Raw genomic sequence first — 18287 nt, forward strand, 5'->3', positions numbered from 1 at the left:
CGCCTCACCGGCGAGAACACCATCTCCTGGCGCGACCCGACATCACCGGAACAAACCCGCATCACGGGATAAAACACCGGGATGAAACGACCTCTCAGGACGGTGGCTGACATCGGGTGCAGTGGCTGGTTCCGTGCCCTCCCCCTGGTGCCCGGTCGACGGCAGTCCCCCGCCGTGCCCACCGAGTTCCGGGTTATGATCAACGGCAAGGCGGGGTCGTAGCACAGAGGTAGTGCGCCGCGACAGCATCTCGGAGGACGTCGGTTCGAATCCGACCGCCCCGCCCCTCACCTGCCTCACCCGCCTCGCGCGTCAGCCGGCGAAGACCTTGCCCTGCTTGACGACGTAGTGGGTCGGCCGGGAGCAGCCGATCGACGGTGTGATCAGCAGGCTCACGCTCAGCGGTGCGGGCTCCGTGCTCGCGGTCGAGAACTCGCAGACGGCTCCGCTGCCCGTGAGCGGGTACCAGAACCACCCGTCGGCCTCGCCCACGGTGACCCGGTCGGACTCCTTCCACGCCCCCTTGGTGTGCGTGTAGACCTGCAGCCGCACGGACGCGGCGTACGGATCCTGCGCCGACCGCAGCGCGGTCAGCGTGACCTTGTAGTCGCTCCCGAGTGCGGAGGAGGCGATCAGCCGGGTCCTCGGTGCCGCGGTGCCGGCGCCGGACGCCCCGGCCTCGGCGGCACCGAGGCCGATCGCCATGAGGAGAGCGCAGGCGGCGGTCGCGACGCCGCGGACGTGGGTGCGGACGATGCTCATGGGGTCCCCCGTTCGAACGAGTTGTACCGAAAGGCCGGTTTGGTTCGTACGGTGATGCAGACCCGCCAGGCGGCTTCAGGGTTGTACGGCTGCGCGGCGGATTCACCGGACGACACGGCCCCGGGCTGTCAGGTGCGATCCGGCTCGCCGGTCGTCGCCGCGGCCGCACGGAAGTGCTCGATGCCCGTGTCGAGAGCCGCTTCGAGGTGGGTGGAGTCGGCCGTGGACATCATGATGGCCACGCCTCCCCGGATGCCCGCCAGCAGCGCGGCGGCCGTCCGGTCCACCTCGAGGGCCGCCGACACCAGGCCGTTCGCCTGCAAGGCACGTATGCCGTGGGCGAGTTGCTGCTGCCATTGACGCATCAGCTCCGTCACGACGGCCCGGGCACCGGGGCGGGACCTAACGACCTGCATGAACAGTGATCCCAAGGGACCTCGACGGCAGCGCGGAGGCGTCGCAGGACCTGGCCGATCGGGCCCGGAAGGCCCTGGGCGGGCGGATCGACATCCTGGTGAACAACGCCGGCGTCCACCCCGCCGTCCGGTGGCGGGGCGATCATCAACCTCGGCTCATGGATCGCACGCCTGGGCGTGCCCCTCGGCGCGCTCCACAGCTCCACCAAGGGAGCCGTGGAGACGCTCACGCGGGCGTGGGCCGCGGAGTTCGGCCCGCTGGGCGTGCGGGTGAACGCCGTCTCGCCGGGCGTCATCCTGCCCCCGGCCCCGGAGGGCAGTGAGCCCCATCCCGGCGAGACCATGATGAAGGGCACCCCGGCCGGCGGCGTCGGCACGCCGGACGCCGTCGCGCATGCCGCGGTCCGGCCGGCCAGTGACGAAGCGGCCTTCGTGCACGGCACGGTGGTGGACGTCGACGGGGGCAGGACGGGGGTGGCCGTCATCGCCGCACGGGAAGCGGGTGCGCGAGGCCTGCTCTCGCGCGCTCCACAGCACACTTTCAGCCATGTGTGACGTGACTCACATAAAGAAAGTGTGAGAGATCGTGCAACTCTTGACGGTCTCCTCGGGTCATGACTGCGAATACATTGATCACTCCCGCCCGAGGTTCACATGAAGCTTCGCCGTTCCCTGGCCCTCGCCGCCGCTACGGCCGCCATCACCCCGGCCGTGTTGCTCACGGCCCCGATCGCGTACGCGGACGAGGAGGGTCCGACGTCCGCCGTCACCGAGACGGCGCCGTCCGTGGACGAGTCCACGCCCGCTGCCGACGACACCACTCCGTCCACCGACGACACGACGCCGGCCGGTCAGGAATCCACGCCTGCGGCGGACGACAGCACGCCGGCGGCCGCTGGTTCCAGCCCGGCGGCCTCCGGGTCGGCGTCGCCCAGTGCCGTGACCTCCCCCTCGGCCTCGGCCTCGGTCTCCGCTTCGCCCTCCCCCTCCGGGTTCCCGACGGAATGTGCGGACAGTGACGAGCCGAAGTTCGACAAGGAGCTGCACACCAGCCTCTCCGGTCTGCCGTCGAAGATCGTCGCCGGCAGCGGCTTCCACGGCTTCACGCTGAACGTGAACAACACCGGTGACCACGCCTACCAGCGCGTGGACCTCGGCGTGTTCGCCACGCAGGTGAACGAGGACGACTTCTTCGACGACACCAGCCACCTCACGCTGCAGTTCAAGGACCCCTCGTCCGGCACCTGGGAGAACATCTCCCTGGACGAGAACGACGAGGGCGCGGGCTACGTCGGCTACACCGAGGTCAAGGCCCACGAGTCCTTCTCGATCGACATGCGCCTGAGCGTCGACAAGTCCGCCCCGGCGGGGCTCGGCTACGCCGTCAGCATCGGCATGTACGCCGACGACGAGGGCAACTGTGTCTACTCCGGTGACGACAGCTTCTACGAGTTCGACATCCTCAAGGCGGGATCGACCCCGGGCGACCCCGGTGACGCCAAGCCGCAGGGTGGCAAGAAGCCCCTGCCGAAGAAGCAGCCCACCGGCAACAACAAGATCGAGCCGCAGGGTCACCTCGCCGAGACCGGCTCCGACTCCGCGCTGCCTCTGATCGGCCTCGCGGGCGGTGCCGCGGTCGCGGTCGGCGCGGGCGCCGTGTTCGTCGTACGCCGTCGCAAGAGCGCCGGCGGCGGCGCGGCCGTCTGACCCACCGAGTGGTGAGCGGGAAGGGGCCGCACCCGTGGTGTCCATGGGTGCGGCCCCTTCGTGCGGACTGACACATCGGGCATCGCTCGGGGCCCGAGGTCCGCACGCTGTCGCGTCGGGCGGGGGTGAACGCGTGGTACAGGCGGCCGGGCGACCGGGGCGAAGTCGGCGAACGCGGCGGCACGATCCACGCGGCGGATCGTGTCGCACGGGTCCGACAGCGCCCCCGCCCGCACATCTCCGGAATCAGCCGAGAGTGTTCCGGCGTGCCAGGCCCCACTCCCACATGCTGTGCACCACGGGCTCCAGGGCACGGCCCTGGCTGGTCAGTACGTAGCGGACCCGGGGCGGCCAGCCCGGGGTGCGTGGCGCTCGATCACCCCCGCACCGGTCAGCTGGGCCAGCCGATCGGACAGCACCTTGTCCGAGAGGGCGGGCAGGGCGGCGGACAGCTCGGAGTACGTGGCCTGGCCACGGCGGAGGAACTCGCGGAGCACCAGCGGTGTCCACCGGCCGGCCACCACGGCGAGGGTGATGTCGACGGGGCAGCGCGGTTCGTGCGCGGGTGGGACGAGGGCGCTGTCCGGACAGTCCGCCAACGGACCGACCTCGCCCCCCGACACGTGTCCAACCGTTTGGTGAGTCACGAAAACGCCCCCTAACGTCCGTCCTGACCAGCCCGCCCACCCAGCGCGTCCTCAGGGGGCCTTGTGCGTGTCCACCACCTCAACTGCGGTTCTCTCCGGAAGATTCCACCGCTCGGCGACGAGCCCACGGCGGGCGCCGCGCATCGCGAACTGGCCGCCGTCTGCCATTGCCTGCTCATCGAGACGGACTCGGACGGGCTGATCCTGGTCGACTCCGGCATCGGCACCGGCGATGTACGGCACCCTGACCGGTCGCTGGGCGCGGACTGGGTGGCGTACGCCCAGCCCGCGCTGGACCCGGAGGAGACTGCGCTGCGCCAGGTCGTCCGTCTGGGATACGCGCCCGAGGACGTACGGCACGTCGTGCTCACCCATCTGCACCGCGATCACACGGGTGGGCTGCCGGACTTCCCTGGGGCGCGGGTGCATGTGCACCCCGACGAGTACCGGGCCGTCACCGACCCCGCGGCAGCACATCACCGGCACAGCCTCGACCGCTTCATGCCGGCGCACCGGGCGCACGGCCCACTGCTGACGCCCGCACCCGTGGCGAAGGGCACGGAGTGGTTCGGCTTCCCCGACGTGGCGCGACCGGAGGGTCTGACGAGCGAGGTGCTGCTGGTCCCGCTGGCCGGCCACTCGGCGGGGCATGCGGGTGTCGCCGTGCGCGACGGTGACGGGCGGTGGCTGCTGCACGCCGGGGACGCGTACATGTATCACGGCGAGCTGGCGCGCACGCCGCCCCTCGCCCACCCCGTCCTCGAGCCGGTCCAGCACGGAGCGCAGATCGACGCGACGGCCCGCGTCACCGCCCGCGACCGGCTGCGCGGCCTCCACCGCGATCACGGGGACGAGGTCACTGTCTTCAGCGCACACGACCCGTGGGAGTTCGCCCGCCTCGCTGCCCGCACCGCCTGAGAGGGCGTGCCGCCCGGCTCGTGCGGTCCTTGAACGCCGGCGAGCCGGGGTCGAGCAGGTCAGCCGACGACGGGCTTCGGATCTCCCGGGGCGTCGAGCTTGAACCTCCGTCGGACGTCCGGGCGGTCGAGCAGTTTGGGCGGGTATCCCGGGCCCGGTCGTGGGGTGACATCCTCCCAGGCCAGGGGCTGTTTGCAGTGCGAGCAGACGACTTCGGCGCGGGTGTCGTGGCCGCACGGCTCGTGGCGGGCGGCGACCGGCGCTCCCGTCTCCTCGGCGAGCCAGCGGTCGCCCCAGGCGCTGATGGCCAGGAGCACGGGGAAGAAGTCGCGGCCCGACTCGGTGAGCAGGTACTCGTGCCGGGTCGGCTGGGTCTCGTAGACGCGCTTCTCCATCAGGCCCGCGTCGACCAGCCGGCGAAGGCGTTCGGTCAGGGTGTTGCGGGCGATGCCCAGTTCCTGCTGGAAGTCGTCGAACCTGCGGATGCCGTAGAACGCCTCCCTCAGCACGAGGGGGGTCCACCAGTCGCCGAGCAGATCCATGCTCCTGGCCACCGAGCAGGGCCAGTTCGCGAACGTCGTGCGCCTCATGAGCCGATGATACGAGTCTCTCACCGAAACTCAGCAGGCCAATGCCTGTCCCAGACCTTGCGGCAGTCAGTCTTAATACGCAACTATGCACGTCATCTGCGAAGAGGAGTCACGCGCCCATGGAATGGACGGGACAGGTCTACGCGGACACCCCGACGGTGTCCGCGAGCACGTACATCGACGCACCGGTGGAACGGGTGTGGACGCTGGTGAGCGACATTCGCCTGATGCCGAGGCTGAGTTCCGAGCTTCAGGAGGTCGAGTGGCTGGACGGGACGGCCGTGCCGCAGCCGGGCAGCCGCTTCCTCGGCCGTAGCGCCCACCCCGACCTCGGCAGCTGGGAGACGATCAGCACCGTCGTGGAGTGCGCGGCCCCCCGGTGCTTCGGCTGGGCGGTGGGCGACCCCGACCGTCCCTCCAGCGTGTGGCGCTTCACGCTGACCCGGCGGGGTTCGGGGACCGTGCTGGAGCAGTGGGCGCAGATGGGCCCGGCGCCCTCCGGGCTGAGCTTCGCCATCGAGGCGATGCCCGACAAGGAACAGAAGATCGTTTTCGTCAGGCTCCGCGAGTTCGAGAGCGGCATGAAGGCCAACCTCGCAGCCCTCAAGGATCTCGCGGAGAAGGATCTCGCGGACGAGGAGAAGTGATGCGCACCGCGACCACCATCGAGGCCTCGGGCGGCGCCTGGCGCGAGACCGCCGACTTCGTCCTGGAGGCCGAGAAGCTGGGGCTGGACATCTGCTGGGTGGCCGAGGCCTGGGGCAGCGACGCTCCCTCACCGCTGGGATATCTGGCCGCCCGCACCGACCGGATGCTGCTGGGCTCCGGCGTCATCCAGCTCGCCACCCGCTCCCCGGTGACCATCGCGCAGACGGCGATGACCCTCGCCGAGTTGTCCGAGGGCCGCTTCCTGCTCGGTCTCGGCGCGTCCGGCCCCCAGGTCATCGAGGGCCTGCACGGCATCCCGTTCGCGCGTCCTCTGGCCCGGATGCGGGAGACCGTCGAGATCATCCGCAGCGCCTTCGCCGGGGACAGGATCGCCTACCAGGGGCGCCAGTTCACCATCCCGCTGCCCGGCGGCGAGGGCCGCTCCATGCGGCTGAGTCTGGCGCCGGTGCCGGTACCCGTGTACCTCGCCACGCTCTCCCCGAAGATGCTGGAGCTCACCGGTGAGATCGCCGACGGCTGGCTCGGCACGAGCTTCGTCCCCGAGGGCGCCGGCGCCTACTTCACCCCTCTCGACACGGGGCTCGCCCGTGCCGGCCGCACCCGGGCCCAGCTCGACGTGTGCCAGGGGGCCGAGATCAACATCGTCGCCGACGAAGACGACCTCGCCGGCATCGTGGGCAGCCGCAAGAAGGAACTCGCCTTCTCGCTCGGCGGCATGGGCTCCGGTTCCACCAACTTCTACAACAACGCGTACAGCCGCCAGGGATGGGCGGACGTCGCCGCCCGGGTACGGGACCGCTGGCAGGCCGGTGACCGCGACGGCGCCGCCGCACTGGTCACCGACGACATGGTCCTGGCCACGACTCTGATCGGCACCGAGCGCATGGTCCGCGAGCGCCTCGAGGTCTGGCAGCGGGCGGGCGTGGACACCGTACGCCTGTACCCGGCCGGCGACACCCTGCAGGCACGTCTGGACAATCTCGGCCGGGGTATCGACCTCGTCCGCTCGATCGCACCTCGCTGAGACCGGCCCGGCCGGGCGGGAGGACAGGGTCGGCCCCGGTCATCCCGCCCACCACGGTGTGTTCCGGGGCGCCGTGGAGGACTTGGGGAAGCTCGGGACAGGCACGACTCTCCTTCGAAGGCCGGCCCGGGCACCATGACACTGGAGCAGTGCTCCTGACGCCGGACCACTCCATCCGTCCGGAGGTGTCACATCCGGCGCGGCTGCGTGGTCCTCCCTGCACAAGCCGGAGAGGGGATCGTCAGGATGAAGGTCGTCATCGTGTGTGCCTCCGTGTCGCACGGCAATACGCGCCGGGTCGCCGACACCATGGCCCGGGTACTGGACGCGCAGGCCGTCCGACCCGGGGAAGCAGATCCGGCCCAGCTGGCCGGGGCCGATCTCGTGGGCTTCGGCTCGGGCGTCTTCCACGGCAGGCTCCATCCCGGCCTGAGCGAGTTCGTCAAGTCGCTTCCGCCCAGCCGTGGCCAGGCGTTCGTATTCGCCACCAGCGGGCTCCCCGAACTGCCGCCGACGCCCTTCACCCGGTCGCTGGTCCGGCTCCTCGAAAGCAAGGGCTTCGCGGTGAACGGGAGCTTCTCCTGCCGGGCGTTCGACACCTGGGCGCCCTTCAGGCTCGTCGGCGGCATCAACAAGCAGCGCCCGAACGCCGCGGATCTGGCCGCCGCACGGGCATTCGCCGAGCGGCTGAGGGACGGGAAGGGTGCGGTGTCCTGAAACACCCGGCGTCGACGAAGACTTGACTTTCCCTCAGCGGGAGACCTGAGGCAGCTCGCCATGATGGGCGAAGCGGAGAGGCGCCGCTTGATCGACGAGTTCCTCGTCGAAGAGTGTCTGGCGGATCTGCGCGAGGACGCCGCCGGGCCGCCACGCCCGGACGTCGTCGCCGTCACCCGGGGCGTCGTCGAAACGGCCGTGGCCTCGGGCATCAGTCCGGACTCGCCGCGGGCCGATTCCGTGGTCGCCACGCTCACCGCCGGGTGTGCGCTCGCCGTGGGCCGGCCCGACGAAGCCCGGACACGTCGTACCGCAGCACCTCGGACATACGCGGTCTAGACCCCCTTCCGCCGGGACCACCCGCGGCGCGGCGCGGGAGGGGCGGCGGTCGGGGCTGGGGACGGCGTGGGGCCGGTGAACGGCGGCAGGGTCTTGAACTGGTCGTGGAGAGTGATCGTGGGTGTGATGCGGTGCAACGCGGCGCGTACCAGGGTGAGGGGGTGGTCGGGGAACTGGGCGTCCCACTGCTCCAGGTCGGCCACGTGGTACGGCAGGCCGCCGAACTGGCCGCCGCCTGCGTAGGGATGAGGCTTGAAGTAGTCGGCCGGTCCGACCTGATTCATCACCACGGCTTCCCGCAGACCGGTGGTCGCGCCCTCTGCGGCCTGCACCTTCACCACCGTGCTGCAACGGTCCTTGGGCAGCGTCCAACTGCCGATGAAGGCCTGCCCCGGCCTGCTCTGCAGTGGCATCTTGAGCAGCTGGCACAGTGCCGGGAGCCCGTCCACCGTTCCCACGGTCGCCTCGACGAGGCCGCCACCGGCCTCCGCCGTCCCCTCGGCACAGCCGTACCTCAGGCGCTCCGGTTCGTGCAGCGGGGCCGGCAGGTCAGGGACGAGGGGGAAGAAGTGGACCGACAGGACGAGCCCCGCCTCGTCGGTCCACGAGCCGGGTTCGCGCTCGGTGAACCCGGTGAGGTCCAGGCCGGTGATCGGGGTCTGGGCGATCGACGTCATGCCGATCATCATGCCGGTTCGGTGGGAGGACGGGACACCTGGAGGGGGCCTCGGCGGTGTGGGTCGAGGCCGAGTCAGATCCATTCGAAGTTGGTGTCGTCCAGGGTCGGCAGGAAGGCCTGGGCGGCGTCCAGCGGTGCGGTGGGGGCGGGGAGTTCGGCGAGCGGGACCGGGGGGAAGAGTGCCTTGGCGGCCGTGTCCTTGTAATGGCTCCACGTGAGGTGGCCGGCGCCGACGGTGCCGTCGTATTCGACGGTCCGCAGGCGGGTGCGGACGTGGTGGGCGATGTGGACGCGGAAGACCAGGTGGAGCTTGCGCGGTGGGGTTGCGCCGGGGCGGGTGACCATGGCGTCCCGGATCCAGGTCAGTCGCGGCGCGCCGCTCGCCTCCGTGAGGTCCAGGCCCAGTTCCTCGTCGAGTTCGCGTGCGAGTGCCCCGAGAACGGGTTCGCCGGATTCGACGTTGCCGCCCGGCAAGGTGTAGTGGTCCTGGCCGCTCCTGGTGCGGTGGATGAGGGCGACCTCGTCGCCGTCGAACAGTGCCGCGGCGACACGGATCTTGATGCGGGCGAACGGTTCGGCCGGGGTCACGAGATTCTCTCCTTCGATGGGCCGGGTGCGCGGTCGAAGTAGTCTTCCGGTCCATGACCGAACCGAAGGTTACCGAGTTGCAGCCGATGCCCGGCGACTGGCAGCGGGCCCTCGCCGTGGTGGCACACCCCGACGACCTGGAGTACGGCTGCTCGGCGGCCGTCGCCGCCTGGACCGACGCCGGCCGTGAGGTCGCCTATGTGCTGGCGACCCGCGGCGAGGCGGGTATCGACACCCTCGACCCGGCTGTCTGCGGCCCGCTGCGCGAGCGCGAGCAACGGGCGAGCGCGGCCGTCGTCGGCGTCACCCGTGTGGAGTTCCTCGACCACCGGGACGGCGTGATCGAGTACGGTCCCGCGCTGCGCCGGGACATCGCCGCCGCGATCCGCCGCCACCGCCCCGAACTCGTCATCACCCTCAACCATCGCGACACCTGGGGCGGCGCCGCCTGGACCACCCCGGACCACGTGGCCGTCGGCCGGGCGACCCTGGACGCCGCCGCGGACGCCGGCAACCGCTGGATCTTCCCCGAACTCGCCGAGCAGGGCCTGGGACCCTGGAACGGCGTTCGCTGGGTGGCCGTCGCCGGTTCCGTCAGCCCCACGCACGCCGTCGACGCCACCCCGGGTCTGGAGCGTGCCGTGCGTTCACTCCTCGAACACCGCACGTACATAGAGGCGTTGACGGACAAGGATCCGGAGACCTACGTCCGCGACTTCCTGACCGCTCGGACGACAGCCGTCGCCGCGCGCTTCGGTGGGACGCCGGCGGTGGCCTTCGAGCTGTTCGGCCGGTAGTCCTTCCGCCGCTGCGAGGGGCTTGCATCCCGCTCGGCGCGTGCGGGCCCCGCCGGTCTTCGGCCCACTCCCGCGGCTCGGCCGTCGGCCTCCGCGAAGGACCGTGTACCCATGCCGGTTGAGTACGCGTGCTCAGGCCGGCCGTCCGGATCCGCTCGTAGCGTCGACCCCATGCACATAGACCACGCTGGTCACGGTCGGGCGCCCCGGGTGGGCATCACGGCGGTGGGTTCCTGCCTGCCCCGGCTCGAAGTGACGTCCCAGGAACTGCAGGAGCAGATCACCACGGCGTCCGGGCTGCGCCTGCCCGCGCGGATGCTCGAACGGGTCACCGGGATCGTCTCGCGCCGTGCCGTGACGGAGGGCGAGTACGCCTCGACGCTCGCGGTACGGGCGGCGCGCACGGCGCTGGCCCGGGCCGGGCTGACCCCGTACGACGTCGACCTGCTGGTCTTCGCCTCCGCCACGCGGGACATGGCCGAACCGGCGACCGCCCATGTGGTGCAGGCCGAGCTGGGGTGCCGGGCACATGCCCTGGATGTCACGAACGCCTGCAACAGCTTTGTCAACGGCATCGACACGGCTCGGGCGATGATCCTCGCCGGCCGGGCCCGCCGGGCCCTGGTGGTCACCGGGGAGACCCCGAGCCGGGCGGTACGGCGCGCCCCTTCCGGCCCCGACCAGCTCCGGGACGGCTTCGCGGGCTACACCTTCGGTGACGCGGGGGCGGCGGTGGTGCTGGAGGCGGTGGACCGGGGCGGCATCCTCGACGTCGACACCGAGACGCACTCCGAGCACTGGCACGTCGGCGGCATCTTCGGCGGCGGTTCGCGCCACCCCCGCGGTGACGAGCACACGTACTTCCGCGGCGACGGAGCCGAGCTGCGCGAGGTGTTCGAGAAGGTCGGCACGTCCGTGCTGGACCGTATGAGGGAGCGCACCGGCCTGGCCTGGGGCGACTTCCGGCACATCCTGGTGCACCAGGTCACCGTGCCGTACCTGGAGCGGTTCGTGGAAGTCACCGGCGTGCCGCGGGACCGGCTCGTCGTCACGGTCCCCGAGCTCGGCAACATGGCCGGCGCCACGCTGGGGGTACAGCTCGACCGCGTCCACGAGGGGCTGCTGCCCGGCGACCGGGTGCTGTTCGTGGGACTGGGCGGCGGCGTGAGCATCATGACGATGGTGTGGGAGAAGGCATGAGTGCCCTGTGGGTGGTGGTGCCCGCGCACCAGGAGGCCACGCGGATCGGCGCGACGCTGGACGCTCTCGCGGCCCAGCGGGACCGCGACTTCACGCTCGTCGTCGTGGACAACGCCTCCACCGACGGCACCGCGGCCGTCGCGCACGACTTCGCCCGCTGGGCCCCCTTCCCAGTACATGTCCTCGGCGAGCCGGAGAAGGGGGTGGGCTGCGCGGTGGACACCGGCTTCCGGTACGCGATCCGCAACGGCGCGACGCTGCTCGCCCGTACCGACGCCGACTGCCTGCCTCGCCCGGGCTGGACGGCCGCCGCCCGCGGTGCCCTCCGGCAGGGCGCGGGCCTGGTGTGCGGACGGCTCGACGCGCGTCGTGACGAGCACGGGCCGCTCGGGCGTGCCGTCTTCCGGGCCCTGGTGCGCGTCGCCGCGTTCTTCGGCCGGGTGCGCCCGGCCCACTGGCGCCGGCACGGCTACCTCACCCCGTACCGGATGCACGCCGGCAACAACATGGCCATCACGGCCGCCCTGTACGAGGCCGTCGGCGGCATGCCGCGCCGCCCCTCCCCGACCGACCGGCTGTTCCTGAACCGGGTCCGGCGCCGCACCACCGCCATCGTCCACGCCCGCGCGATGGTCGTGGAGAACTCCACCCGGCGGCTGCGCGCGTACGGGCCGGTCGGCACCGCCCGCTGGTACCTGGACAGGGGTCCGGGCCGTCATCAGGAGGACCCGCGCTGATGCTCGACGCTCTCGCCCACTCCCTTCGTGCGCACCCGGACCGGCCGGCCGTCCTCGGTACGACCCGGGCCGGGGCCGTCCGTGTCAAGACCACCCGCGGGGACCTGGCCGGCCTCGCCGACCGTTACGCCGCCGCCCTGCACGCACGCGGCATCGCACGCGGCGGCACCGTCGGCGTCGCCGTACGGCCCGGCCCCCGGGCGCTGGCCGTGATGCTCGCCGTCCACCGGCTCGGTGCGCGGGTCGCGGTCCTCGACCCCGGCGCCGGACCTGACGTGCTGCGCGCCCGGCTCGCCCTGGCCCGCCCCGATGTCGTCCTCGCCGACGCCACCGCCCAGGCGGTCGCCGGGTGGGCACGCCCGCTCGCCCACCGGGCGCGCCTGGCCCTGCCGGATCTCGCGGAGCTGGGTCCGGTCGCCACGGTCGGGCCCCGAACTCCCGGCTGTGCCGCTTCCCTCGACACCGGAGCACGGGCCGGGACGCTGCCGCGTCCGGTGGACGAGGACGGTGACGCCGTCATCGTCTTCACCTCGGGCACCACCGCGCGGCCCCGCGCCGTGGTGCACACCCGTTCCTCACTCGCCGCCGGGATGACCGCGGTGACCGGGCTCGTCGGACCGACGGCCGGGCGGCCGGTCCTCGGTGGCACGTTCTTCGTCCTCGTGCCGTCCCTCGCGAGCGGCGCGCCGGTCGCGCTGCCCGCCCGCTCGCCGCGTGTCCTGGCCCGGCAGATGAGCCGACTCCGCCCGCAGGCAACGTATCTGACGCCACCTCAGTTGCGGTCGGCGCTGGCGGCCGGGGCCCGGTTCACCGGGCGGGCGTGGACGGGATCGGCGCCGGCGAGCGCCGACCTGCTGACGCGCGTCAAGCAGGCGGGAGCCGAGGAGGCATGGGGGGTGTACGCGCTGACCGAACTGTTTCCCGCCGCTGCGGTGGAGCAGGCCGACAAGGCCGCGTTCACCGGGCGCGGCGACCTGGTGGGCGCCCCGCTTCCGGGGGTGACGGCGAAGACGGACGCCTCCGGTGAGCTGCTGCTGTGCGGTCCCGCCGTCCGCGACCGCTGTCTGGGCGAGGAGCCGGACCCGTGGGTCGCCACCGGCGACCGGGCCCACCTCGACGGCGGCCGGATCGTGCTGGAGGGCCGCTGCAAGGACATGGTGCTGCGGAAGGCGGAGAACATCTACCCAGGGCTGTACGAGCCCGCGTTGCACGTACCCGGCGTGGAGTTGGCGCTGCTGGTCGGCGTGCCGGCCGGTGACGGCGACGAGCGCCTGGTCGCCGTGGTGCAGCCGCGCCCGGACACCGACCGTGAGTCGTTGCGCGCCTCGCTGGCCGGTCCGCTGGAGCGGATGGGGTCCGCCCGGCCGGACGCCGTACTGCTGGCGGACGTCCCGCTGTCCGGCCGTTCCCGAAAGCCGGATCGCGGCGCCACCGCGCGGCTCGCCGCCGCCCGGCTCACGGACGGGGACCGGGGATGACCGCGCCGGGTCAGGGGCCCCTGTGGGTCGTGGTGCCGGCCTGCGACGAAGAGGCCGGAATCGGGGCCACGCTCGCCGCGCCGGCCTGCCAGAGCGACACCCGCTTCGCTCCGGGCGTCGTCGACAACGCCTCCACCGACGCCACCGCCGCCGGGGTACGCCGTTTCGCCGCCGGCGCGCCCTTCCCCGTGCACCTCGTCCACGAGGACCGGCCGGGCACCGCAGCCGCCGCGGACACCGGATTCCGGTACGGCATCGGGCCGGGTGCAGCGCTGCTGGTGCCCACGGACGCCGACTGCGTGCCCGCGGCGGACCGGATCGCCGCGGCCCGCGCGGAGTTCGGGCGCGGGACGGAACCGGCCTGCGGCCGGAGTGTGCCGCGCCGGGACGAGCGTCCCGCGCTCGCCGAGCGGTATGCGCTGCCGGCGGCGATCCGGGCGGCGGCCCTGTACGGCCGGTACCGCGGGGAGCACCGCCACCTGCGCTGCCGCGCGCCCCACGTGCTGTGTCACGGCCACAATCCCGCCGTCACGGCCGCCTTCCACCTGCGCTGCGGAGGCACTCCCAGCGAGCCGCTCGAAGGGCCGCCCGAGGACGTCGCCTTCCGGGCGCGCGAGCACAGCGGCCGGATCGCGCGGGCCGAGCGGATGGTGGTGCACACCAGCCTGCGTCGGCTGCGTGCCCGGGGCGCCCGCCGGACCCTGCCGTGGTGCTGGGACCGCCGGTACCGCCCCGCCGACCTGAACGAGGTGCACGTGCGATGAGACCTGCCCCTGTGCAAGCGGCACGCCGCCGGGACCGGCGCGTGTACACCCGTTCCCACCCGGTGCTGTTCGCCCTGCTCGCCGCCGGCCGCCGCCGCACCGTGACACGGATCGGTGGGGCGCTGCTGGTGCACGGCAGCGATGCGTACCGCCGTGCCCTCACCCGTGTCCCGCTGGACCGTACGGCGGCCGGGACGACCGGCGGCGCCGCCCGGGACGTGTCCGTCGGCGGGACCCTCTTCGACCAGGAGGGCACCGGCCACCGCGACACCCGGCGCGCGGTCGCGGCGTCCCTCGGGGCATCCGGTGTGGAGCGGCTGCGTCCGGTGTGGCGGGAGGTGCTGGCCCGCCGGCTCGTCCCGCTCGGCACGGGCGGCACCGTCGATCTCGTGCCGCTGGCCCGCGAGTTGGCCGGGGCCACCGTCCGCGGACTCCTCGACGCCTCCGGAGACCCGGAGCGCCTCGCCGAGGCGGCCGCCCGTGTCGCGGCCGCCGCCGTACGCGAGCACCTGCCCGGTCCCCGCCCGGCCGGCGCGGTCCGGGCCGTGGCCGCGGCGACGGCCCGGCTGGAGGACCTGCTCGCCGGGGACGCGACCGGCGGGAGCGGGGAATCGGCGTTGCGGGCGATGCTCGCGGTCGCCGCCGTCAACACCACCGTGGCGGCCCTGCCGCGTGCCGTCGCCTGGTGCGCCGACGCGCAGTTGTGGGACCAGGCGGCCGACGACCGGCTGCGGCCGGTCCTGGTGGGCGAACTGCTGCGGGTGATCGCCCCGTCCCCGCTGCTGCCGCGAGTGGCGGCAGCCGACGCCGTCCTCGACGGATGCCCGGTGCGGGCCGGGGACCGTCTGATCCTGGTCGCGCGGCACGCCGCACGCGCCCACACCGATCCCCCGGACGCCCACCACCCCGCGCCGCCCGCCGTGGCCCAGCTCGTCTTCGGTGCCGGCAACCATGCCTGCCCCGGGGCACGGCTGGCCCGCGCGCAGCTGGACGACACCCTCGCCGCGCTCGTCCCGTACCGGCCCACCGTGGTGCGTGCCCGGGTCGACCGGGGCGCGGCCCTGCCCGGCTGGCGCTCCCTCACCGTCCGTGGCACGACCGGCGCTGGGGAGGAACGATGACCACGGTCGCCGTCACCGGGGCGAGCGGCTTCTGCGGCTCCCACGTCGCCGCGACGGCCGCCGCCCGCGGCGCGGACGTGCTGTGCGTCGGGCGCCGCCCCGGTCCGGTCGGCCGGCACCGTGCGTGGGACGCCGCACGCGAGGTGCCGGACCTGTCCGGCGCCGACGTCGTCGTGCACTGCGCGGCGGCGGTCGGCGACCCCGTGCCCGGCTCCGGGGCCGAGGCGGCGATGCGGGCCGTCAACGTCGACGGCACCGCGCGGCTGCTGCGGGCGGCCGCAGGCCGGCCGGTGGTGTGGGTGAGCAGCGCCAGCGTGTACGCGCCCGGGCCAGGCCGTGCCCTGATCACCGAGGACCATCCGGTGCGCGGCCAGCTCAACGCGTACGGCCGTACCAAGGCCGCGGGTGAGGCTCTCGCGCTCGCCGCCGGCGCCGTGGTGCTGCGCCCCCGTGCGGTCTACGGCGCCGGGGACCCCCATCTGGTGCCGCGGCTGCTGTCCCGCGTCCGTCGCGGCCTGCTCCTGCTGCCGGGGCCCAGTGTCCGCCTCAGCCTGACGGCCGTCGAGAACCTCGCCGAAGCGTGCCTCGCCGCCGCCGACTGGCCGCCCGGCGCGTACAACATCGCCGACCCGGAACCGTACGAGCGGGACGAGGCGGTGCGGCAGGTTCTGCGGGCCCATGGCGTACGGGCGCGGATCCGCCACGTTCCGGCGACGGCCGCCCGCAGCGTGGCGAGCGCGGCTCAGACGCTGGCCCGGCTGCGTCCGCACGCGGAGCCGTTCCTGACCCGGTACGCGGTCGACCAGTTGGCCCATGGCGTGGTCCTGGACGTGTCGAAGGCCGAGTCCCGGGGGTGGGCGGCCGGCCGAACCCTCGAGGACTATGCGGCGGCCCTGCCTGTCGCGCAGAACGGCCGCGCCACGCCGTCCTTCGGAGGAAGATGCTCTGTCGGTGGGAAGGACGGCCGGGACGGTGGACATGGATGAGCGCAGGGAGCGGGTCCGCGAGGTGCGGCGTCGGCTCGCGCGCGAGGGGCCCGGGTGGACGCGGGACCGTGAGGCGGACTTCGAGACCGTGACCGTGCCCGGACGCCACTGCGACCAGCTGCGCGACCTGCTGGTCGCCGAGGGTGTGCAGACGGTGGTGGAGGTCGGTCTCGCGTACGCCAGTTCGGCGCTCGCCATCGGTGAGGCACTGATCACTGTCGACGCGCCGCGCCCCCGGCATGTCGTCATCGACCCGTTCCAGGCACGTGACTGGTGCAACGTCGGCTGGGATCTGCTGTGTTCCGCCGGGCTGGACGCGATCGCCTCGCTCGTCCTCGCTCCGTCGTCGATCGCGCTCCCCCAGCTCCTCGTCGAGGGTCTCGTGGCCGACGCGGCGTTCGTGGACGGCAGCCACCGGTTCCATGAGGTCTTCGTCGATCTCTACTTCCTGCGCAAGATCGTCCGGCCGGGCGGGCTGATCGTGGTCGACGACGACTGGGCGCCGTCGGTGCGCACCGCTGTGCGCTACTTCGAGCGGAACCTGGGATGGTCGGTGATCGCCGACGCCTTTCCCCTCGAAGCGGTGACGGTGGAGGGTGCCGGTCCCCCGGCCGGGCCGAGGACTCGATTCCGGGCTCTTCGCCTGCCGGATCCCTCGTTCGAGCCGCCCTTCGAGGAATTCGACGCGTTCTGAGGCGGCCGTTCAGGACGCGTCCGTCTGCTCGGCGAGGTGGTCCCGCACCACCGACAGGAAGTCCGGGTCGGGTTCGAGGCCGAGGGCGCCGGCGCGTGCGTTGTCGAACACGGCGGGCCACGAGCCCACGACGGCCTCCACGGCAGGGTCGGGCGTGACGGTCACCAGATCGGCGACGGCGTCTCCGGCCACCTGTCGCAGCGTGGCCAGCATCTCGGCGACCGAGATCGTGAGGGCCGGAAGGTTGACCGGCAGCGGCCCGTCGAGCTGTCCGGGCCCGGCCCCGCGCTCGGCCTCCGCGAGCCGGAGGATCGCCTGGACCGTGCGGCGCGGTGAGGCCAGTGCCACACGCAGGCCTGGGTCGACCGGGCAGGTCGCCGGGCGCCCCGCGAGGGGTTCGCGGATGATGCCGGACAGGAAGCCGGAGGCGGCCGCGTTCGGCCGGCCCGGCCTGACCGCGACGGTCATCAGGCGGGCGACACGTCCGTCGAGGAAGCCGCGGCGGGTGTAGTCGGCGATCAGGTGCTCGCAGATCAGCTTCTGGATTCCGTAACTCGACTGCGGCAGCGGCAGCGTCGACTCGCTGATCGCCGGTGGCAGGGGCAGCGCCGGGTGGGAGCCGTAGACGGCGAGGCTGCTGGAGAACACCACCCGCGCCCTCGGCCCGCCATCGGCCGTCTGGGCCCGGGCGGCGTCGAGCAGGGCCCGGGTGGTGTCCACGTTGGCGCGCAGGCCGAGGTCCAGGTCGGCCTCGCACTCGGCCGAGACGGCGCCGGCGAGATGGAACAGGACGTCGACCGGGCGCGCGAACACGTCGTCGAGGCGGTCGGCCAGGTCGCCGTGCACGACGTCCACCACAGGGTCGGTCGCCGCCGGGGAGCCGGGCCGTACGATCCGGTCGGCGAGGACCAACTGTTCGATCGGCGTGCCGCCGAAGCTCCGTGTGCGCAGCAGCGCGTCGGCGAGCCGGCGCCCCAGGAAACCGAACGCGCCCGTGATGACGACCCTCATGTGACCTCCCCTCGGTGGCGGTCCCCTCCGGCTGAGAACCTGCACGGCGAGCTGCCGGGCCAAACCCCCGGCAGCTCGCCGGTGACCGGCGGACCGGGCGGGGCCCACGACGTGCGCTGGGCTCGACGAGCCGTCGGCAGGGCCGCGTGACAGGCTGTGCGAGAACGGCGACACCGGCGCCGTCCCGGGCAGCACCGGCACCGGCACCGGCACCGAGGGATCGGAGACAGACCATGGAACAGCTGGGTGACAAGCCGGAGGAGGTGCGCGAGCACCTCGAGAAGGAGCAGGCGCAGGCCGGCAAGGAGAAGCCGTCGCGCACCGCCGAGCCCAAGCGGGAGGAACGCGCCGAAGGCCGGGCCGCGGACCCGGAGCCCGGCTCGTCCGCGGCGGACCGCTAGCCGGCTCGCCGACCTGGCGTTGCCCGTCTTCCGGACCCGCGG

The 18287-nt window shown here is 73.0% G+C and carries 22 protein-coding genes, 1 tRNA gene and 2 pseudogenes; 17 read left to right on the forward strand and 8 right to left on the reverse strand.

From position 1 onward, the window contains the following. Positions 1-210 precede the first annotated feature (210 nt). Positions 211-285 (forward strand) — tRNA-Leu (locus ACIHEJ_RS30250). A gap of 27 nt (positions 286-312) precedes the next feature. Here the strand turns inward: ACIHEJ_RS30250 and ACIHEJ_RS30255 are convergent. Together ACIHEJ_RS30255 and ACIHEJ_RS30260 are read right to left on the reverse strand one after the other, a co-directional pair. Then, entirely contained in the window at positions 313-762 is a 450-nt protein-coding gene (locus ACIHEJ_RS30255; protein WP_400140270.1) for a hypothetical protein, read from the reverse strand. Positions 763-890: 128 nt separating this feature from the next. Beyond that, positions 891-1196 (reverse strand): annotated as a pseudogene (locus ACIHEJ_RS30260) (TetR family transcriptional regulator C-terminal domain-containing protein); the annotation flags it as partial. Here ACIHEJ_RS30260 and ACIHEJ_RS30265 point away from each other — a divergent pair. Then, positions 1196-1670, forward strand: a pseudogene (locus ACIHEJ_RS30265) (SDR family NAD(P)-dependent oxidoreductase); the annotation flags it as partial. The pseudogenes ACIHEJ_RS30260 and ACIHEJ_RS30265 sit on opposite strands and share 1 nt — an antisense overlap. A gap of 162 nt (positions 1671-1832) precedes the next feature. Beyond that, positions 1833-2885: an LAETG motif-containing sortase-dependent surface protein gene (locus ACIHEJ_RS30270; RefSeq protein WP_400140271.1), complete on the forward strand. Its 1053-nt coding sequence runs from the start codon at positions 1833-1835 to the stop codon at positions 2883-2885. A 246-nt stretch (positions 2886-3131) separates the two neighbouring features. Here ACIHEJ_RS30270 and ACIHEJ_RS30275 read toward each other — a convergent pair whose 3' ends face one another. Together ACIHEJ_RS30275 and ACIHEJ_RS30280 are read right to left on the reverse strand one after the other, a co-directional pair. After that, complete coding sequence (locus tag ACIHEJ_RS30275) at positions 3132-3215, reverse strand: hypothetical protein (protein WP_400140473.1); 84 nt, start codon at positions 3213-3215, stop codon at positions 3132-3134. Continuing rightward, on the reverse strand, positions 3212-3484 hold the full coding sequence (locus tag ACIHEJ_RS30280) for a winged helix-turn-helix transcriptional regulator (RefSeq protein WP_400140272.1): 273 nt from the start codon (positions 3482-3484) through the stop codon (positions 3212-3214). Before ACIHEJ_RS30280 ends, ACIHEJ_RS30275 begins: the two co-directional genes overlap by 4 nt. 111 nt (positions 3485-3595) lie before the next feature. Between ACIHEJ_RS30280 and ACIHEJ_RS30285 the strand changes: the two genes are divergently transcribed. Continuing rightward, positions 3596-4450 (forward strand): MBL fold metallo-hydrolase, encoded by an 855-nt coding sequence (locus ACIHEJ_RS30285; protein WP_400140273.1) that lies wholly within the window; start codon positions 3596-3598, stop codon positions 4448-4450. 59 nt (positions 4451-4509) lie between these two features. On the opposite strand, the gene ACIHEJ_RS30290 is transcribed toward ACIHEJ_RS30285, so the two are convergent. After that, a complete protein-coding gene (locus tag ACIHEJ_RS30290) occupies positions 4510-5040 on the reverse strand; it encodes a winged helix-turn-helix transcriptional regulator (RefSeq protein WP_400140274.1) in 531 nt (176 codons plus the stop codon). A 119-nt stretch (positions 5041-5159) separates the two neighbouring features. On the opposite strand from ACIHEJ_RS30290, the gene ACIHEJ_RS30295 reads away from it, so the two are divergent. The 4 genes from ACIHEJ_RS30295 to ACIHEJ_RS30310 all read left to right on the forward strand — a co-directional run bounded on the left by ACIHEJ_RS30295 (position 5160) and on the right by ACIHEJ_RS30310 (position 7789). Further along, on the forward strand, positions 5160-5687 hold the full coding sequence (locus ACIHEJ_RS30295) for an SRPBCC family protein (protein ID WP_400140275.1): 528 nt from the start codon (positions 5160-5162) through the stop codon (positions 5685-5687). Further along, on the forward strand, positions 5687-6733 hold the full coding sequence (locus tag ACIHEJ_RS30300; protein ID WP_400140276.1) for an LLM class flavin-dependent oxidoreductase: 1047 nt from the start codon (positions 5687-5689) through the stop codon (positions 6731-6733). The genes ACIHEJ_RS30295 and ACIHEJ_RS30300 overlap by 1 nt, the downstream gene beginning before the upstream one ends. Positions 6734-6979: 246 nt before the next feature. Continuing rightward, on the forward strand, positions 6980-7450 hold the full coding sequence (locus tag ACIHEJ_RS30305; protein WP_400140277.1) for a flavodoxin family protein: 471 nt from the start codon (positions 6980-6982) through the stop codon (positions 7448-7450). 87 nt (positions 7451-7537) lie between these two features. Then, positions 7538-7789 carry a hypothetical protein gene (locus tag ACIHEJ_RS30310; RefSeq protein ID WP_400140278.1) on the forward strand — a complete coding sequence of 84 codons (252 nt, stop codon included), beginning with the start codon at positions 7538-7540 and terminating at the stop codon, positions 7787-7789. On the opposite strand, the gene ACIHEJ_RS30315 is transcribed toward ACIHEJ_RS30310, so the two are convergent. Together ACIHEJ_RS30315 and ACIHEJ_RS30320 are read right to left on the reverse strand one after the other, a co-directional pair. Continuing rightward, a complete protein-coding gene (locus tag ACIHEJ_RS30315; RefSeq protein ID WP_400140279.1) occupies positions 7786-8466 on the reverse strand; it encodes a hypothetical protein in 681 nt (226 codons plus the stop codon). The genes ACIHEJ_RS30310 and ACIHEJ_RS30315 overlap by 4 nt on opposite strands. Positions 8467-8540: 74 nt before the next feature. Continuing rightward, on the reverse strand, positions 8541-9056 hold the full coding sequence (locus ACIHEJ_RS30320; protein ID WP_400140280.1) for an NUDIX hydrolase: 516 nt from the start codon (positions 9054-9056) through the stop codon (positions 8541-8543). A 53-nt stretch (positions 9057-9109) separates the two neighbouring features. Between ACIHEJ_RS30320 and ACIHEJ_RS30325 the strand changes: the two genes are divergently transcribed. The 8 genes from ACIHEJ_RS30325 (at position 9110) to ACIHEJ_RS30360 (ending at position 16833) form a co-directional block, all read left to right on the forward strand. Then, a complete protein-coding gene (locus ACIHEJ_RS30325; RefSeq protein WP_400140281.1) occupies positions 9110-9853 on the forward strand; it encodes a PIG-L deacetylase family protein in 744 nt (247 codons plus the stop codon). 171 nt (positions 9854-10024) lie between these two features. Then, on the forward strand, positions 10025-11053 hold the full coding sequence (locus tag ACIHEJ_RS30330) for a 3-oxoacyl-ACP synthase III family protein (RefSeq protein WP_400140282.1): 1029 nt from the start codon (positions 10025-10027) through the stop codon (positions 11051-11053). Beyond that, complete coding sequence (locus ACIHEJ_RS30335) at positions 11050-11790, forward strand: glycosyltransferase family A protein (RefSeq protein WP_400140283.1); 741 nt, start codon at positions 11050-11052, stop codon at positions 11788-11790. Before ACIHEJ_RS30330 ends, ACIHEJ_RS30335 begins: the two co-directional genes overlap by 4 nt. After that, the gene (locus ACIHEJ_RS30340; RefSeq protein WP_400140284.1) at positions 11790-13268 is read left to right on the forward strand and encodes a class I adenylate-forming enzyme family protein; all 1479 of its coding nucleotides are present in this window, start codon (positions 11790-11792) and stop codon (positions 13266-13268) included. Before ACIHEJ_RS30335 ends, ACIHEJ_RS30340 begins: the two co-directional genes overlap by 1 nt. Then, on the forward strand, positions 13265-14032 hold the full coding sequence (locus tag ACIHEJ_RS30345) for a glycosyltransferase family A protein (protein WP_400140285.1): 768 nt from the start codon (positions 13265-13267) through the stop codon (positions 14030-14032). Before ACIHEJ_RS30340 ends, ACIHEJ_RS30345 begins: the two co-directional genes overlap by 4 nt. 41 nt (positions 14033-14073) lie before the next feature. Next, positions 14074-15153, forward strand: a complete 1080-nt coding sequence (locus ACIHEJ_RS30350) for a cytochrome P450 (protein WP_400140286.1) — start codon at positions 14074-14076, stop codon at positions 15151-15153. Then, a complete protein-coding gene (locus ACIHEJ_RS30355; RefSeq protein WP_400140287.1) occupies positions 15150-16139 on the forward strand; it encodes an NAD-dependent epimerase/dehydratase family protein in 990 nt (329 codons plus the stop codon). Before ACIHEJ_RS30350 ends, ACIHEJ_RS30355 begins: the two co-directional genes overlap by 4 nt. Continuing rightward, a complete protein-coding gene (locus tag ACIHEJ_RS30360) occupies positions 16132-16833 on the forward strand; it encodes a class I SAM-dependent methyltransferase (RefSeq protein ID WP_400140288.1) in 702 nt (233 codons plus the stop codon). The genes ACIHEJ_RS30355 and ACIHEJ_RS30360 overlap by 8 nt, the downstream gene beginning before the upstream one ends. Before the next feature lie 9 nt (positions 16834-16842). Here ACIHEJ_RS30360 and denD read toward each other — a convergent pair whose 3' ends face one another. Beyond that, a complete protein-coding gene (denD, locus tag ACIHEJ_RS30365; RefSeq protein WP_400140289.1) occupies positions 16843-17844 on the reverse strand; it encodes a D-erythronate dehydrogenase in 1002 nt (333 codons plus the stop codon). A gap of 233 nt (positions 17845-18077) precedes the next feature. Here denD and ACIHEJ_RS30370 point away from each other — a divergent pair, with 233 nt between their 5' ends. After that, positions 18078-18245, forward strand: coding sequence for a hypothetical protein (locus tag ACIHEJ_RS30370; protein WP_400140290.1), 168 nt, complete (start codon positions 18078-18080; stop codon positions 18243-18245). Positions 18246-18287 lie beyond the last annotated feature (42 nt).

Source organism: Streptomyces sp. NPDC052301 (genome assembly GCF_044593395.1).
Classification (GTDB): Bacteria; Actinomycetota; Actinomycetes; order Streptomycetales; family Streptomycetaceae; genus Streptomyces.

Excerpts from the sequence above, each read along its gene's own strand:
- ACIHEJ_RS30370 (WP_400140290.1), top strand. The coding sequence starts at position 18,078 with ATGGAACAGCTGGGTGACAAGCCGGAGGAGGTGCGCGAGCACCTCGAG.
- ACIHEJ_RS30360 (WP_400140288.1), top strand. The coding sequence starts at position 16,132 with ATGGATGAGCGCAGGGAGCGGGTCCGCGAGGTGCGGCGTCGGCTCGCG.
- denD (WP_400140289.1), bottom strand. The coding sequence starts at position 17,844 with ATGAGGGTCGTCATCACGGGCGCGTTCGGTTTCCTGGGGCGCCGGCTC.
- ACIHEJ_RS30325 (WP_400140281.1), top strand. The coding sequence starts at position 9,110 with ATGACCGAACCGAAGGTTACCGAGTTGCAGCCGATGCCCGGCGACTGG.
- ACIHEJ_RS30345 (WP_400140285.1), top strand. The coding sequence starts at position 13,265 with ATGACCGCGCCGGGTCAGGGGCCCCTGTGGGTCGTGGTGCCGGCCTGC.
- ACIHEJ_RS30315 (WP_400140279.1), bottom strand. The coding sequence starts at position 8,466 with ATGACGTCGATCGCCCAGACCCCGATCACCGGCCTGGACCTCACCGGG.
- ACIHEJ_RS30255 (WP_400140270.1), bottom strand. The coding sequence starts at position 762 with ATGAGCATCGTCCGCACCCACGTCCGCGGCGTCGCGACCGCCGCCTGC.
- ACIHEJ_RS30355 (WP_400140287.1), top strand. The coding sequence starts at position 15,150 with ATGACCACGGTCGCCGTCACCGGGGCGAGCGGCTTCTGCGGCTCCCAC.
- ACIHEJ_RS30290 (WP_400140274.1), bottom strand. The coding sequence starts at position 5,040 with ATGAGGCGCACGACGTTCGCGAACTGGCCCTGCTCGGTGGCCAGGAGC.
- ACIHEJ_RS30335 (WP_400140283.1), top strand. The coding sequence starts at position 11,050 with ATGAGTGCCCTGTGGGTGGTGGTGCCCGCGCACCAGGAGGCCACGCGG.
- ACIHEJ_RS30270 (WP_400140271.1), top strand. The coding sequence starts at position 1,833 with ATGAAGCTTCGCCGTTCCCTGGCCCTCGCCGCCGCTACGGCCGCCATC.
- ACIHEJ_RS30330 (WP_400140282.1), top strand. The coding sequence starts at position 10,025 with ATGCACATAGACCACGCTGGTCACGGTCGGGCGCCCCGGGTGGGCATC.
- ACIHEJ_RS30340 (WP_400140284.1), top strand. The coding sequence starts at position 11,790 with ATGCTCGACGCTCTCGCCCACTCCCTTCGTGCGCACCCGGACCGGCCG.
- ACIHEJ_RS30300 (WP_400140276.1), top strand. The coding sequence starts at position 5,687 with ATGCGCACCGCGACCACCATCGAGGCCTCGGGCGGCGCCTGGCGCGAG.
- ACIHEJ_RS30305 (WP_400140277.1), top strand. The coding sequence starts at position 6,980 with ATGAAGGTCGTCATCGTGTGTGCCTCCGTGTCGCACGGCAATACGCGC.
- ACIHEJ_RS30295 (WP_400140275.1), top strand. The coding sequence starts at position 5,160 with ATGGAATGGACGGGACAGGTCTACGCGGACACCCCGACGGTGTCCGCG.